Annotated in this window: 13 protein-coding genes and 1 pseudogene; 7 read left to right on the plus strand and 7 right to left on the minus strand. The window is 72.3% G+C overall.

Features of this window, described 5'->3' with window-relative positions:
* Positions 1-220: 220 nt before the first annotated feature.
* Positions 221-2,852 (plus strand): annotated as a pseudogene (locus ACMTAK_RS19000) (DEAD/DEAH box helicase).
* Positions 2,853-2,976: 124 nt separating this feature from the next.
* Positions 2,977-3,843, plus strand: a complete 867-nt coding sequence (locus tag ACMTAK_RS19005) for an alpha/beta fold hydrolase (protein WP_413807325.1) — start codon at positions 2,977-2,979, stop codon at positions 3,841-3,843.
* An 86-nt stretch (positions 3,844-3,929) separates the two neighbouring features.
* Here ACMTAK_RS19005 and ACMTAK_RS19010 read toward each other — a convergent pair whose 3' ends face one another.
* Complete coding sequence (locus tag ACMTAK_RS19010) at positions 3,930-4,859, minus strand: NYN domain-containing protein (RefSeq protein WP_413807326.1); 930 nt, start codon at positions 4,857-4,859, stop codon at positions 3,930-3,932.
* A gap of 214 nt (positions 4,860-5,073) precedes the next feature.
* On the opposite strand from ACMTAK_RS19010, the gene ACMTAK_RS19015 reads away from it, so the two are divergent.
* Positions 5,074-5,226 carry a hypothetical protein gene (locus tag ACMTAK_RS19015; RefSeq protein WP_020868604.1) on the plus strand — a complete coding sequence of 51 codons (153 nt, stop codon included), beginning with the start codon at positions 5,074-5,076 and terminating at the stop codon, positions 5,224-5,226.
* 73 nt (positions 5,227-5,299) lie between these two features.
* Here the strand turns inward: ACMTAK_RS19015 and ACMTAK_RS19020 are convergent, their stop codons facing one another.
* The 4 genes from ACMTAK_RS19020 to ACMTAK_RS19035 all read right to left on the minus strand — a co-directional run bounded on the left by ACMTAK_RS19020 (position 5,300) and on the right by ACMTAK_RS19035 (position 8,422).
* The gene (locus tag ACMTAK_RS19020; RefSeq protein WP_262703605.1) at positions 5,300-5,905 is read right to left on the minus strand and encodes a MarC family protein; all 606 of its coding nucleotides are present in this window, start codon (positions 5,903-5,905) and stop codon (positions 5,300-5,302) included.
* 89 nt (positions 5,906-5,994) lie between these two features.
* Positions 5,995-6,849, minus strand: coding sequence for a PHP domain-containing protein (locus ACMTAK_RS19025; protein ID WP_413807327.1), 855 nt, complete (start codon positions 6,847-6,849; stop codon positions 5,995-5,997).
* A gap of 136 nt (positions 6,850-6,985) precedes the next feature.
* Positions 6,986-7,627 carry a DUF6758 family protein gene (locus ACMTAK_RS19030; protein WP_121824791.1) on the minus strand — a complete coding sequence of 214 codons (642 nt, stop codon included), beginning with the start codon at positions 7,625-7,627 and terminating at the stop codon, positions 6,986-6,988.
* A 189-nt stretch (positions 7,628-7,816) separates the two neighbouring features.
* Entirely contained in the window at positions 7,817-8,422 is a 606-nt protein-coding gene (locus tag ACMTAK_RS19035) for a suppressor of fused domain protein (protein WP_413807328.1), read from the minus strand.
* A 449-nt stretch (positions 8,423-8,871) separates the two neighbouring features.
* Between ACMTAK_RS19035 and corA the strand changes: the two genes are divergently transcribed.
* The gene (gene corA, locus ACMTAK_RS19040; RefSeq protein ID WP_413807329.1) at positions 8,872-9,972 is read left to right on the plus strand and encodes a magnesium/cobalt transporter CorA; all 1,101 of its coding nucleotides are present in this window, start codon (positions 8,872-8,874) and stop codon (positions 9,970-9,972) included.
* Positions 9,973-10,066: 94 nt separating this feature from the next.
* On the opposite strand, the gene ACMTAK_RS19045 is transcribed toward corA, so the two are convergent.
* Entirely contained in the window at positions 10,067-11,026 is a 960-nt protein-coding gene (locus tag ACMTAK_RS19045; RefSeq protein WP_413807330.1) for a DMT family transporter, read from the minus strand.
* Between the two features lie 85 nt (positions 11,027-11,111).
* On the opposite strand from ACMTAK_RS19045, the gene ACMTAK_RS19050 reads away from it, so the two are divergent.
* Positions 11,112-11,699, plus strand: a complete 588-nt coding sequence (locus ACMTAK_RS19050) for a hypothetical protein (RefSeq protein ID WP_413807331.1) — start codon at positions 11,112-11,114, stop codon at positions 11,697-11,699.
* 66 nt (positions 11,700-11,765) lie between these two features.
* Here the strand turns inward: ACMTAK_RS19050 and ACMTAK_RS19055 are convergent, their stop codons facing one another.
* Positions 11,766-12,509, minus strand: coding sequence for a hypothetical protein (locus ACMTAK_RS19055; protein ID WP_413807332.1), 744 nt, complete (start codon positions 12,507-12,509; stop codon positions 11,766-11,768).
* A gap of 200 nt (positions 12,510-12,709) precedes the next feature.
* On the opposite strand from ACMTAK_RS19055, the gene ACMTAK_RS19060 reads away from it, so the two are divergent.
* Positions 12,710-13,993, plus strand: a complete 1,284-nt coding sequence (locus tag ACMTAK_RS19060) for a magnesium transporter MgtE N-terminal domain-containing protein (RefSeq protein ID WP_413807333.1) — start codon at positions 12,710-12,712, stop codon at positions 13,991-13,993.
* Positions 13,983-14,513 (plus strand): DUF1003 domain-containing protein, encoded by a 531-nt coding sequence (locus ACMTAK_RS19065; protein ID WP_413807334.1) that lies wholly within the window; start codon positions 13,983-13,985, stop codon positions 14,511-14,513. Before ACMTAK_RS19060 ends, ACMTAK_RS19065 begins: the two co-directional genes overlap by 11 nt.
* The last annotated feature ends 21 nt before the right edge of the window (positions 14,514-14,534 follow it).

A 14,534-nucleotide genomic window follows, 5' to 3' on the forward strand; every position in this document is an offset into this window, starting at 1 on the left:
CAGCCCGGTCACAGATGCGCGCTTACGGGGTACAGTGATAAATGCGCCCGTCGAGTATCGGCGGGTTGTTCCACGAATGCGGATGCCCGGTCGGTGGCCCGATCGGCTCCAAACCCGACCGCCCTCCGCGCGGCGCGCATCACCTGTTGCGCACGGCAGGAGGGACCCGCTCGCGGCGTGTGCGCTCGAGCGAAGGCCGTGGTCCCGCGCCGAACCGGCCATCCCCAAGGCCGGTGCACCCGGGCGCCGTGCGACCCCCTTCGCCGCCTCCCGCCGCGCTCACAGAAGAGGCAAACATCCTGACCACCTTCCGAGAGCTCGGGATCCTCCCCGAGACTGCCGAGGCCCTGGAAGCCGTCGGCATCACGTCCCCGTTCCCCATCCAGGAGATGACGCTTCCGGTCGCCCTCTCCGGCACCGACGTCATCGGCCAGGCAAAGACCGGCACCGGCAAGACGCTGGGCTTCGGCCTCCCCCTGCTGGAGCGCGTCGTCGTCCCCGCGGACGTCGAGGCCGGCCGGGCCAAGCCCGAGCAGCTGACCGACACCCCGCAGGCACTCGTGGTCGTCCCCACCCGCGAGCTGTGCCAGCAGGTGACCAACGACCTGCTGACCGCCGGTAAGGTCCGCGACGTCCGCGTCCTGTCGATCTACGGCGGCCGCGCCTACGAACCGCAGGTCGAGGCCTTGAAGAAGGGCGTCGACGTGGTCGTCGGCACCCCGGGCCGGCTGCTGGACCTGGCGGGCCAGAAGAAGCTGCGGCTCTCCGCCGTCAAGGCGCTCGTCCTGGACGAGGCCGACGAAATGCTCGACCTGGGCTTCCTGCCCGACGTCGAGAAGATCATCCAGCTGCTGCCCGCCAAACGCCAGACGATGCTCTTCTCGGCCACCATGCCGGGCGCCGTCATCGGTCTCGCCCGCCGCTATATGTCGCAGCCCACGCACATCCGCGCCACCGCGCCGGACGACGAGGGCCAGACCGTCGCCAACACGACCCAGCACGTCTTCCGGGCCCACTCGATGGACAAGCCCGAGTTGGTCTCGCGCATCCTGCAGGCCGAGGGCCGCGGCCTCGCGATGATCTTCTGCCGTACGAAGCGCACCGCCGCCGACATCGCCGATCAGCTCTCGCGCCGTGGCTTCGCCTCCGGCGCGGTCCACGGCGACCTCGGCCAGGGGGCGCGCGAGCAGGCGCTGCGCGCCTTCCGCAACGGCAAGGTCGACGTGCTGGTGTGCACCGACGTCGCCGCGCGCGGTATCGACGTCGAGGGCGTCACCCATGTGATCAACTACCAGTCGCCCGAGGACGAGAAGACCTATCTGCACCGCATCGGCCGTACGGGTCGCGCGGGCGCCTCGGGCATCGCGATCACGCTCGTCGACTGGGACGACATCCCGCGCTGGCAGCTGATCAACAAGGCGCTGGACCTGCCGTTCAACGACCCGGAGGAGACGTACTCCACCTCCGACCACCTCTACGAGCTGCTGAGCATCCCCCAGGGCATCACCGGTGTCCTCCCGCGTGCCGAGCGCACCCGGGCCGGGCTCGCCGCCGAGGAGGTCGAGGACCTGGGCGAGACCGGGGGCCGTGGCGGCCGCGGCCGCCGGGCCGCCGCCCCTGCCGCGGAGGAGCGCCCCGCGCGCAACCGCAGGGCCCGGCGCCGCACCCGTGGCGGTGTGAGCCTGGACGGCGCGGGCGCCCCGGAGAGCGCGGCGGCGGCCGAGGCCGCCGCCGACACCGCCGAGGGCGCCACCGAGCCCCGTCGGCCCCGCCGGCGCCGCCGTACGCGCGGCGGCACGGCGACGGCCGGTTCCGAGGCGGCCACGGCCGCCGTCGACACGGCGGAGGCGGCCAAGCCGGAGGCGGAGCCCGCCGAGGCCGACGCGAAGCCGCGCCGCCGCCGCACGCGGGGCGCGAGGACCGCCGAGGCGGCCACGGCGGCTGTCGAGACGGCTGAGGGCGCCGAGGGCGCCACGGCGGAGTCGACGCACGCCGCCGAGGCGGCGGAAGCCGCAGTGACGGCCGTGACGACGGCGGAGGCTCCGGAGGCCGTGGAGGCCCCCGCGAAGCCGCGCCGCCGGACCCGCGCCAAGGCCGCAGAGGCCGTCGAGACGGCCGAGGGCACCACCGAGGCCGCCGAAGTCGCAAAGCCGCGGCGCCGTACGCGCGCCAAGGCCGCCGAGGCCGCCCAGACCGCCGCGGAAGCGGCCGAGGGCACGACGGAACCGGTGAACGCCGCCGAGGCCGCCGAGACCGCCGACGCCCCCGCCAAGCCGCGCCGTCGCACCCGTAAGGCAGCCGAAGCGGCGGAGGCCGCCGTGGAGACGGCCGAGGGCACGGCGGAGGAGGCCAAGCCCCGGCGTCGCACCCGTAAGGCCACCGAGACGGCCCAGGCTGCCGTGGAGACGGCCGAAGGTGCGACGGACGCGGTGAGCGCCACCGAGACCGCCGACGCCCCCGCCAAGCCCCGGCGTCGCACCCGGAAGGCCACCGAGACGGCCGAAGCCGCCGTCGAGACGGCCGAAGGGACGACGGAGGAGGCCAAGCCCCGGCGTCGCACTCGCGCCGCCGCCAAGGCCGACACCGCCGAAGCGCAGCCGGAGACGGAGGCCGCCGAGGCTCCCGCCAAGCCGCGGCGCACCCGCGCCAAGGCTACGAAGGCCGCGGAAGCCGCTGTCGCCACCGCCGAGGGCGCCGACGCCGACGAGGCCGCCGAGCCGCGGCGCCGCACGCGCGCCAAGGCCGCCACGGCGGCACCGGCGGCGGATGAGGCCGAGGCCGCACCCGCCAAGCCCCGGCGCCGTACGCGTGCCAAGGCGGCCGAGGCCGTCGAGGCCACGGTCGAGGGCTGACCCAGCACAACGGCACCATGGCGCTACGGCACGGCAACACGCCCAAGGGCCCGTCCCGCGACACCGCGGTACGGGCCCGCGGGCGTTCATGTGCCGTTTCCCGCGGGCTGTATAGCCTCGTCCCATGAGCAGGCCGCCCTTTCTCACACTGCCCGCGAGCGCCCGTGCGTACCGCCTCCGGACCGCGCGCGGCGAGTTCGCCGTCCATGACGCGCGGCCCGCTTCGGCGGCGCGCGGGACCGTCCTGCTGGTCCCGGGGTTCACCGGGAGCAAGGAGGACTTCATCGCGCTGCTGGAGCCGCTCGCCGCGGCCGGTTTCCGGGCCGTCGCCGTCGACGGCCGGGGTCAGCATGAGAGCCCTGGCCCCCGTAAGGAGGCCGCGTACGCCCAGGACGAGCTGGCCCAGGATCTGCTCGCGCAGGTCACCGCCCTGAGCGCGGCGACCGAGGACCCCGTCCATGTGCTCGGGCATTCGCTCGGCGGGCTGATCGCGCGGACCGCCGCACTGCGCGACCCGGGGGCGTTCGCCTCGCTGACGATCATGAGCTCCGGCCCGGCGGCCATCTCCGCCCCGCAGCGCGCCCGGATCAAGCTGCTGATCGACGCGCTGACCGTGATGGACATGGAGTCCGTATGGCAGGCGATGCGCGAGCTGGATCCGCCCGAGGCGGCGGATGAGTCGACACCGCCCGGGGTGGCGGAGTTCCTGCATCAGCGCTGGCTGGGGACCGTCCCGGAGCAGCTGATCGTCACCGGGCGGCAGCTGTCCGAGGAGCCGGACCGGGTCGATGAGCTGGCGGCGCTGCGGCTGCGCGTCCATGTGCTGTCGGGCGAGGCGGACTACGCCTGGCCGGTGCCGCTGATGGACGAGATGGCCGGACGGCTGGCCGCCCGGCGGACCGTGATCGAGGGGGCCGGGCACTCCCCCAACGCCGAACGGGCCCATCCCACCGCCGATGCCCTGATCTCCTTCTGGCGCGACGTGGGCTGAACACCAAGACGTGGGCTGAGCACTAGCACGTGGGCTGAGCACCAAGACGTCGGCTGGGCCCGAAGCCCACCCAAGATCCCGCGGGCTCAGTACTGCGCTTGCAGATGCTCCCAGAAGCCGTCCCGCAGGGCCCGCCGCAGATCGGCGTGGGCACGCAGCGAGAGCCGCAGCAGCCCCTCCGCGTCGATCAGCAGCTCCTGGTCCACGGAGCCGGGCAGATACGGATGGCCCGGCAGCAGCTCGGCGAGGGTCTCACGGCCGCGTGAGGACAGCCACTGGGCGGCGATCTGCGCCCCGACGAAGCGCACCTCGTCCCGGGTCGGGGCGGGCCCGCACAGGGGCGCGTCGCCGTTCGGCTCGTAGCCGGTGGCGCGCCGGGTGACGTACGGCTTGCAGAAGTCGAGGTCGAAGGTGCGCTGACTGTCGACCTCCCACAGCAGCGGTTCGGCCTGGTTGCGCCCGTCGAGGGCCTCGATGCCCCAGAGGTGGACGCGTGCCCCGTAGCCCTGGGCCGCCTCGACGGCGGAGACCAGGTCCTCGTCGCCGCCGATCAGCACGGCGTCGCCGATGGCGCGGTGGCGGGCGAGGGACTCCAGGTCGGAGCGGATGAGCGAGTCGACGCCCTTCTGCTGGTTGTTGGCGTTGAGGTTGCCGAGCCGGACCTTGACGTCGGGCAGCTCCGCGATGCCCTGCTGCTCCGGGGTGTGGATCCGGCGCCGGGCGCCGTCGAACCAGTAGACGCGCAGCAGCCTGCTGTCCGGGAAGATCGTGCGCGCCTTGTCGATGAACGCCTCGATGAGCCCCTCGGCGTCCAGCTCGAACGCCCGGCGGTCCTCCGTGCCCGCGACCAGCCGCCCGGCGGCCGCATAGACATACCCCGCGTCCACGAAGATCGCGTGCGTCGAGGGCGTGGTCGCGACCTCGGCGAGTACGCGCTGCAGCAGCTCGTTCGTGCGCTCGATGCCCGCGACGATCGAGGCGAGGTCTTGTGGGCCCGGAGGCATGGTCTCACTCATACGCGGTTCATTCTCCGGGCGGCTCCGTGAGGGGCACAACCGGACCCCGCCCCGGCTACCAGCGGATACTTAGGCTGCGAAAAAATTTTATTAGCGTAGGGAATGTTTTCGGGGGACCCTCTGGTTGAACACGTACAGGAGGGCGCGGCAGCGACGCTGCGCGACTCCGTACACATCAGTTCTCCTTCAGGAGGATCAGACGAAGGGAGAAGCCTTGCGCTTCGAGATCATGCGCCTTGACGACATCGATGGCAGCGCCATCGAAAGCACTGTCGTAGACGCCGCCTCCGTCAACCGGATCGTGCAGCAGGCCGCCGCAATCGGCCAGCGCATCTACATCCGTCCAGCCGACACCGCCGCCCGGTAGTGCCGTAAGGCCCTCCCAGCCGCACAGAGCGTCGAGCGCCCCCGTACAGACGGTACGGGGGCGCTCACGCGTGTCAGGCGGTGTGGGCCACCTGGATGACGCCGTTGATGATCTGCTGGACCGCGATGGCGGAGAGCATCATGCCGGACAGCCGGGTGACCAACACCACTCCCCCCTCCTTGATCACGCGGATGATCAGCAGCGAGTAGCGCATGGTGACCCAGAGCACGCCATGCATGGCCGCGATCGCGGTCCACACCGCCATCTGGTCGCCGATCCCACGAGCGTGCTGGACGGCGAGGATCACCGAGACGATCGCGCCCGGCCCGGCCAGCAGCGGCATGCCGAGCGGGACGAGCGCGACATTGACGTCCTTGGTCTGGGTCGGCTCGTCGTTCTTACCGGTGAGCAGATCGAGCGCGATCAGCAGGAGCAGCAGCCCGCCCGCGATCATCAGCGCGGGGACCGAGACATGCAGATAGTCGAGGATCTGCTGACCGCCGATGCCGAAGACGGCGATGACGCCGAAGGCGACGGCCGCCGCCTGGCCCGCCATCCTGCGCTGCACCTTGGCCGGTCGGCCCGAGGTCAGCGCCAGGAAGATGGGCGTGATGCCCGGCGGGTCCATGATCACGAACAGGGTGAGGAAGAGGGAGCCGAAGACGGCGACGTCGAACACAGTGAATGGCCTTGCGGGGACGAGCAGCGGTGCGGTGCTGATGCGGTAAGGGAAACAGGGGGAAGACGAAGCAGAGGGGAGAGCGGGGTTCAGCCGCCCGCGCCCGGCACCGGGAAGGCCCCGGTCGCCCGGCGCACGATCTCCCCGTAGATCTCGGGGTCGGTCGTGTACTCGCCGAGCCGACAGGTCTTACGGCTGCCGTGATAGTCGCTGGAGCCGGTGGTGAGCACGCCGAGCTCGGCGGCGAGACCGCGCAGCCGGGCACGGGTGTCCTCGGCGTGGTCCATATGGTCGACCTCGATACCGTCGAGGCCCGCCGCCGCCAGCTCGCCGATCGCACTCTCCGGGACGCACTGGCCACGCTTGACCGCCAGCGGATGCGCGAAGACCGCGACCCCACCGGCGCCCTTGATCAGCCGGATCGCCTCGAACGGGTCCAGCTCGTGCTTCTCCACATGCGCCCGGCCGCCGTCGGCCAGCCAGTCCTGGGTGAAGGCGTCCGAGACGCTCTCCACGACGCCCAGTTCGACCAGCGCGGTGGCGACGTGCGGCCGTCCGACGGCCCCGTCCCCGGCGATCTCCGCCACCCGCTCCCAGGTGATCGGCACGTCCAGCTCGCGCAGCTTCGCGACCATCGCCCGGGCCCGGGGCACCCGGTCGTCGCGCACCAGCTCGCGCTCGCGCGCCAGCTCGGGCTCGGCCGGGTCGAAGAGGTACGCCAGCATGTGCAGGCTGACCCCGTTGAGACGGCAGGACAGCTCGGCGCCGGTGACCAGCGTCAGCCCGGAGGGCAGCGCCTTCGTCGCCTCCTCATAGCCGCCGACGGTGTCGTGATCGGTGAGCGCGACGACGTCCAGACCCTGGGCGGCGGCGTTCCGTACCAGCTCGGCGGGGGTGTCCGTACCGTCCGACGCAGTGGAGTGGGTGTGCAGATCGATGCGCACGGCACGGGCTCCAAGCTGCGTTCGGGATGGACCGAGGGGACGCCCCAGCATAACCACGCCCGCAGCTGCCCGCGTCGGCGGCCCTGACCTGTGCATGACGCACCAGCCCAGCGGCGAAGGCCGGCGGCGAAGGGGCTCAGGGCGAGAGCAGCCTCGGGGAGAGTGCCCCGCAGGGCACCAGGTCGACCTCGGCCCCCGCGTCCCGCAGATCGGTGAGCACCATCTCGTCGTACATCAGCAGCCCGGTCTGCTCGGGCCAGACGACCGCCCACAGCCACAGCCCGCACGCCTCGCCCGCGAAGACCGCGCGGTCGTCCGGGGTGCCCTCGACATGCCACAGCGGGGTGGGCCGCCCGGCGGCCAGCACCTTGACATGCGGCGGCTTGTCCACTCGCATCCCCGGCCCCGGATCGGGCCCCGGGAGGCCCGCGAAACGCGCGCCGAGGCCGACGCCCAACTCCTCGGCGATCAGCAGCAGCTCACCCGGGCCGCCCAGCGGTCCGGGGCCGGAGCAGGCCACGGCCGTGGCGCGGCCGCCACTGCGGTCGTCCCCGGCGCAGGCCACACCGGTGAACAGCCAGCCCACGGGCAGCGGCCACGGCATCCATACGGGCACCCGGGCGCGGTTGGTGACGACCACGAGTGCTTCGACGCTCGGCGGGACGACCGGCTGGAGGGGGTGCACCGTGCCGTGCACGCCGCACTGCCAGGAGTCGGCGAAGAGACCGGGCGCTCGCACCCGGCCACCGCACTTCGGGCAACTGGGTTCGCCCCTCATAGGGCCCCACGGTCCTCCCCGGTCGTCGCCGCGTCAAGGACGATCACCCGTCCGGAGGCCACTTCCCGCACCAGTTCCCGTCCGGCCCCGCCGCGGCCCTCGTCCCGCCCCGCCGCGGCCCTCGTCCGGCCCCGCCGCGGTTCCCGTCCGGCCCCGCGCCCGGGCCATCGCGGGGCTTCCGTACGGGTCTCAGCCCGACAACGGCACCCCGGTCCGCGCCGGGTCGCGCAGATCCGTGCCATGCCGCAGCCAGCGGTCCTGGAGGGCTCCGGCGCCATGCACCCGCTTCCACGCCGCCTCGTTCGCGGTCATCGGCAGCATCGGCAGGAAGCGCACCGGCTCCAGGGGCTCCAGCAGCTCCAAGTCCTCGACCAGGCCGCCCGGTTCCGCGACGAGGACGGAACTGAAGGGCGCCCCGGGCCACAGCGGCCCGCCGAGGTCCAGCGACGCGCCGGGGGTCACCACGACCCCCTCGACCTGGGGCGAGGCGGCCAGCACGGCGAGCGGGCGGAGCACCTCGTCGAGGACGGAGAGGTCGGGACCGGAACCGCCCGTCCTTACGGTCAGCACCAGCTCGGCGCGCGGCCCGCGCAGCGGATCGGCGACGGCGGCGGTCGGACTGGTCATCGGATGGTCCGACATGCCGAGCGTGGCGTAGCGGATCACATCGTTCTCATCGCGGAATCGCAGCACCTCAATGCGGTCCGCACCGACGAAGGTGACGGCGGCGCGGGCGTCCGGCTCACCCAGCGCGGTGATCAACCGGGCCTCGACCAGCTGAAGAACGTCTGACATGCGGTGAGCATAGATCGCGTATCGAACAGGCAAAGCGGCGACGTAACGGTTCAGCCGACTGATAGCCTTAATCTCTGCCCAGGGAGTTACAGATCGTCCCTCACGGGGGACCGGCCGGAGGAGGTGGGGCTGCGGTGGATCCTAGTCGACCGTGCAGTACCGACAGTTCTCCCGTCGTTTCCCCTTGGTATGCGTCTTCATGATCTGAGCCTTCCGTACCCCGCCGCTCGGCGGTGAAACACGCGAAGCCCACTCGCATCCAGGGCATCTGACGGTAGAGCGCCTTCGTACCGCTTTGTTCAGTTCCGAAGAACCTTCCGTCAGCGCCATCGCATGGAGCGCCGCCCGCTTTGCGGACGTACGGGCACCGGATGTCGTACGTCCACCTTCCGGGCGCTGCGCTGCGCCGCGCGCCCGCCGCTGACGGCCGGCCTGTGAAGGAGCCCGTCATGTCGATGATTCGTGACCTGCGCGCAGCCGTTCGGCCCGCCCTGCGCCGTTCCCGTACCGCCAGCGACTACGACGCGACGCGTGACCCGTCGGTCACCAGCGCCGTGGTCGACTGCGGGGTCTACCGCGACGGCATGCGGGTCAGTGAACATGTGAGCCCTGCGAAGGCCATGGAGCGGGTCCGCGAGGAGGGCGGGTTCGCCTGGATCGGGCTGCACGAGCCGACCGAGCGCGAGTTCGCCGGGATCGCCCAGGAGTTCGGGCTGCACCCGCTGGCGGTCGAGGACGCGGTGCAGGCCCACCAGCGGCCCAAGCTGGAGCGGTACGACGACACCCTCTTCACCGTCTTCAAGACCATCCACTACGTGGAGCACGCCGAACTCACCTCGACCAGCGAGGTCGTGGAGACCGGTGAGGTGATGTGCTTCACCGGCCAGAACTTCATCGTGACCGTGCGGCACGGCGGTCAGGGCTCGCTGCGCGCCCTGCGCCACCGGCTCCAGCAGGACCCGGAACTGCTCGCCAAGGGCCCCTCGGCGGTGCTGCACGCCATCGCCGACCAGGTGGTCGACGGCTATCTCGCGGTCGCCGACGCGGTCCAGGACGACATCGACGAGGTCGAGATCGACGTCTTCTCCGCCGCGACCTCCCGGCGGGGCGGCGACGCGGGCCGGATCTACCAGCTCAAGCGCGAGGTCCTGGAGTTCAAGCGGGCCGTCTCGCCGCTGCTGCGGCCGATGCAGCTGCTGAGCGAGCGTCCGATGCGGCTGGTGGACCCGGACATCCAGAAGTACTTCCGGGATGTCGCGGACCATCTGGCGCGGGTCAACGAGCAGGTGCTGGCCTTCGACGACCTGCTGAACTCGATCCTCCAGGCCAATCTGGCGCAGGCCACGGTCGCGCAGAACGAGGACATGCGGAAGATCACGTCCTGGGCGGCGATCTTCGCCGTGCCGACGATGATCGCGGGGATCTACGGCATGAACTTCGACTACATGCCGGAGCTGCGCTGGAAGTTCGGCTACCCGACCGTGCTCGTGGTCACGGTGGGCATCTGCTTCGCGATCCACCGCGGCTTCAAGCGCAACGGCTGGCTGTAGGGCCGGACGGCGGGCGGGCCCTCATCAGGTGGGTTGGGCCTCACTCATCAGGTGGTTGGGCCCTCACTCATCAGCCGGGCTGGACCCTCGCTCCTCAGCCGGGTTCGTTCGACGCGCCCTTCCCGTCCGCCATGATGACCAGCGCGAGCCCGCCGAGGATCACCGCGAGCGCCGGGTAGGCGGCGACGGGCGGCATCTGACCCAGCCACAGGGCCGCGATCAGGGCCGCCCCCGGCGTCTCCAGCAGGATCGCGGTCGAGGTGACGGACGGGCCGAGACCCTTGACCACCCGGTTGATGAGGGTGTGTCCCAGCAGCTGCGCGGTGACCGTCAGCGCGGCCAGCCGCAGCCAGGTGGTGCCGCTGTAGCCGCCGAGCTCCGCGCCCGCCACCAGGCAGGTCAGCAGCAGGAGCACGCTGGTGGTGGTGTAGCAGACGTAGGCGTACGCGGTGGTGCTCACCGAGCGGCGCACCTCCGCCCCGAGCAGCACGTACCCGGCCGCCGCGACCCCGCCCAGCAGGGCGAGCCCGTCGCCCAGCAGGGCACGCGGCGAGGCGGACAGGTCGACCCCGGTGAGGATCACCACACCGAGGATCGCCAGGCCCATGCCCAGCCAGGCGAGCGTGGGCGGGCGGTGTCCGCGCAGCCGCAGCAGCAGCGCCGTCCAGACGGGGGTCGTGGTCACCAGCGCGGTCGAGGAGGCCACGGAGGTCATGTGCAGGCTCGGCAGCCAGGCCCCGAAGTGCACCGCGAGCAGCGCCCCCGCCCCGGCCGAAAGCAGCGCCGTCCGGCGGCCCATCCCCCGCAGCTCGCCCCGGTGGCGCCACAGGGCGAGCGGGGTGAGCGCGCCGACCGCCATGGCGTTGCGCCAGAAGGCGATGGCGAGCGCGGGCGCCACCGTCGCGGCGGCCAGCGGCGCGGAGAGCGAGACCCCGGCGATGGCGACCGTAAGGAGCGCGACATCCACAGGACCGCTGTGGAAGCGGCCACCGCCACCGGGTGCGGTGGGCCTGGCGGCGAGGGCTGAGGCGCGGGCGGTACGGGCGGTGGGCACGCGGCCAGGGTAAGGCGCGTGGCCGTGCGACGGAACTGACATTTCACGGGCTGGGACGGGTGCGTGGCTGGCCTAGGCTGTCGGCATGACGCAGACGCCGATGGACCGTGCCCTTGTCGAGGAGGCGGCCAAGAAGTCCGCCCTCATCTGGGTCCAGGGCACCGAGGGTGCCCCGCGCGCCCTGTGGCACATCTGGCACGAGGGCGCGGTCTGCCTCGTCGGGGACGGGCCCGACGAACAGCCCCTCGAGGACCTCGGGCTGGCCGACGGCGGCAGCGCGACCGTGACCGTGCGCAGCAAGGACAAGGGCGGCCGCCTGGTGAGCTGGTCCGCGCGGGTGGTCGAGCTGACCCCGGGCGGCGAGGCGTGGACCGCGACGGTCGACGAGCTCAAGGGCAAGCGGCTGAACGCGGCGGACGCCGACCACATCGCGGAGCGCTGGGCCCGTGAATGCCGGGTGCTGCGGCTGGAGCCCGCGTCCGGGGCGCTCGCCGAGCACCCCACCGGCTCCCTGGCGGCGGCCCCGCTGCCGTCCCCCGCGATCACCCGCCGCCCGATCCCGGCGGCGCTACCCAAGCTCCTGGCCCGCCGCAAGAAGCGGGCCCGTGACGCCCGTAAGGACGCGTCCCAGCCATCCGACAACCGCGTCGGCGACCGTAAGGACGCGTCCTAGCCGACTGCAGGCCGTGCTGACGACCGTTAGGACGCGTCCTTGGAGCCTTTCCAGGCGCACCCACGCCTACGGCGTCTCCGGGATCCGCTGTCCGTAGTCGAGCACATGGCCCTTCTCCGGGGCGGTCAGCTTGAAGCCCTTGTTCCAGTCCGCGAGCCGGATCACCCCCGCGCCGCCCGCCCGCTGCAACCGCAGCGGATACGGCCTTCCCTCCAGGGAGACGTCGAGTGAGCCGCCCTCACCGGCCTTACCGGCGCTGATGGTGATCGTCCGCACGCCGTCCACCCGCCCGCGGTCACCCGTGGTGATCCTGCCGTGCAGCCCGAGCAACCCGTCGAGCAGCAGCTTCATATCGGTGAAACCGCTGAGCCGCTGGTAGGAGGGGTCGCCGGAGGGAACCTTCACATACTTGTTGTCCAGCTTGCCGGCCGCGTTGTCCGCGTCGCCGCCACCACTCTCGCCGTCGTGCGACCAGAAGCCCGCGTCGGCCTTGAGGTAGAGCTCCTTGCCGACGCGCAGCAGCTCGAAGCTGGAGCCCTTGGTGGACACCTGGCCCGTGCCGCCGTCGGCGTTGAGCCGCATGTTCAGTTTGTAGGTGGCTCCGCTGGTGACGAGGTTGCCGGAGAGCCGCACCGATTTCGCGCCCCCGGCCGCCTGACGGGCCTTGCTCTCGATCTTCGTGGCGGGGAGCTTTCCCACGCCGTTCGTCCCCGCGTCGGGGTCCTTCTCCCCGCCGCCGCCACACGCGGCGAGCGTGGCGGCCAACCCCGCGCACATCGCCGCAACGACAGCCCTGTTCCGGGTGCGCACGTCCGCTCTGCCTCCTGATGCCGGTGCAGTAGGGCAGCGTACCGGTGCCGCCCCACGCTGTCCGCCGGGTGCCGCGGTGCCCTCGCCCGGCGGCAGGGCAGGCGCGGGCACGTTAGCCTGAACCCGGTGAAGAGCGGATCATTGCCTTGAATGACCACGAAACCTGACAAGGAAGCCCCAGCCACGAGGGGAGGCAGGCCATGCCCGCAGGCACCCCCCGGATCTTCGTCTCGCATCTCGCGGGCGTCGCCGTGTTCGACCCGAACGGCGACCAGGTGGGGCGGGTGCGCGATGTCGTGGCGATGCTGCGGCTGGCCGGCCGCCCGCCGCGGGTGCTCGGCCTGGTGGTCGAGGTGGTCGGCCGCCGCCGGATCTTCCTGCCCATGACCCGGGTGACCGGCGTGGAGTCCGGCCAGGTCATCATCACCGGCGTGCTCAACATGCGCCGCTTCGAACAGCGCCCCACCGAGACCCTGGTCCTCGGCGAACTGCTCGACCGCACCGTGCGGCTGGTCGAGACCGGCGACCCGGTGACGGTCCTGGACGTGGCGATGAGCCAGCTGCCCGCGCGCCGCGACTGGGAGGTCGACAAGGTCTTCGTCCGCCGCGGCAGGACCCGCGCGCTGCGCCGCCGCGGCGAGGCGCTGACCGTGGACTGGTCGGCGGTCACCGGCTTCTCGCTGGAGGAGCAGGGGCAGGGCGCGGAGAACCTGCTGGCCACCTTCGAGCAGCTGCGCCCCGCCGACCTGGCCAATGTGCTGCACCATCTGTCCGCCAAGCGCCGGGGCGAGGTGGCGGCCGCCCTGGACGACGAGCGGCTCGCGGACGTCCTGGAGGAGCTGCCCGACGACGACCAGGTGGAGATCCTCGGCAAGCTCAAGGAGGAGCGCGCGGCCGACGTCCTGGAGGCCATGGACCCCGATGACGCGGCCGATCTGCTCTCCGAGCTCCCCGAGCCCGACAAGGAGCGGCTGCTGGATCTGATGCGCCCCCGGGACGCGGCGGACATGCGGCGGCTGATGTCGTACGAGGAGGGGTCGGCGGGCGGTCTGATGACCACCGAGCCGATCGTGCTGCGCCCGGACGCGACCGTCGCGGACGCGCTCGCCCGGGTGCGCGACCAGGACCTGACCCCCGCGCTCGCCGCCCAGGTCTATGTCTGCCGCCCGCCCGACCAGACGCCCACCGGGCGCTATCTGGGCATCATCCACTTCCAACGGCTGCTGCGCGACCCGCCGTTCACCCTCGTCGGCGCGGCCGTCGACTCCGATCTGCCGACGCTGCCGCCGGACACCCCGCTGCCCGTCGTCGCCGGCCATCTGGCCACGTACAACCTGCTCGCGGCGCCCGTCGTGGACGAGACCGGCTCGCTGCTCGGCGCGGTGACGGTCGACGACGTCCTGGACCATATGCTGCCGTCCGACTGGCGGGAGCGCGAGCTGCACGCCGGGATGGCCCTGCCGGAGGCCGCCGATGGACGGTGACGGCGGCCGTCTGGACCGGCCCAAGGCGCGGCGCCGCAGCCCGCTGCCGCGCTGGGACCCCGAGGCGTTCGGCAAGGCGTCGGAGCGGATCGCGCGCTTCCTGGGCACCGGGCGGTTCATCGCCTGGATGACGGCCATCGTGGCCTTATGGCTGCTCTGGAACATCCTGGCGCCGCCACGGCTGCGGTTCGACCCGTTCCCGTTCATCTTCCTGACGCTGATGCTCTCGCTCCAGGCGTCGTACTCCGCACCGCTGATCCTGCTGGCCCAGTACCGGCAGGCCGACCGCGACCGGGTCAATCTCGAACAGGACCGCAAGCAGAACGAACGGTCCATCGCCGACACCGAGTTCCTCACCCGGGAAATCGCGGCGCTGCGGACGGGCCTGGGCGAGGTGGCCACCCGCGACTGGCTCCGCGACCAGCTGGCGGACCTGCGCCAGGGGCCGGACGGCGGCCGGAGCGCCCCGCGGCCCGGCGGCCACGGCGAACCCCGGCTGAGTGAGGAACGCGACCACTGACGGCCGTCCGCGCCCCACCCA

Source organism: Streptomyces lacaronensis, from assembly GCF_047337785.1.
Lineage (GTDB): Bacteria > Actinomycetota > Actinomycetes > Streptomycetales > Streptomycetaceae > Streptomyces > Streptomyces lycopersici.

Bases quoted from the DNA above. Each gene is read 5' to 3' on its own strand.
- ACMTAK_RS19065 (WP_413807334.1), top strand. From the start codon at position 13,983: ATGGACGGTGACGGCGGCCGTCTGGACCGGCCCAAGGCGCGGCGCCGC.
- ACMTAK_RS19060 (WP_413807333.1), top strand. From the start codon at position 12,710: ATGCCCGCAGGCACCCCCCGGATCTTCGTCTCGCATCTCGCGGGCGTC.
- ACMTAK_RS19050 (WP_413807331.1), top strand. From the start codon at position 11,112: ATGACGCAGACGCCGATGGACCGTGCCCTTGTCGAGGAGGCGGCCAAG.
- corA (WP_413807329.1), top strand. From the start codon at position 8,872: ATGTCGATGATTCGTGACCTGCGCGCAGCCGTTCGGCCCGCCCTGCGC.
- ACMTAK_RS19010 (WP_413807326.1), bottom strand. From the start codon at position 4,859: ATGAGTGAGACCATGCCTCCGGGCCCACAAGACCTCGCCTCGATCGTC.
- ACMTAK_RS19030 (WP_121824791.1), bottom strand. From the start codon at position 7,627: ATGAGGGGCGAACCCAGTTGCCCGAAGTGCGGTGGCCGGGTGCGAGCG.
- ACMTAK_RS19005 (WP_413807325.1), top strand. From the start codon at position 2,977: ATGAGCAGGCCGCCCTTTCTCACACTGCCCGCGAGCGCCCGTGCGTAC.
- ACMTAK_RS19035 (WP_413807328.1), bottom strand. From the start codon at position 8,422: ATGTCAGACGTTCTTCAGCTGGTCGAGGCCCGGTTGATCACCGCGCTG.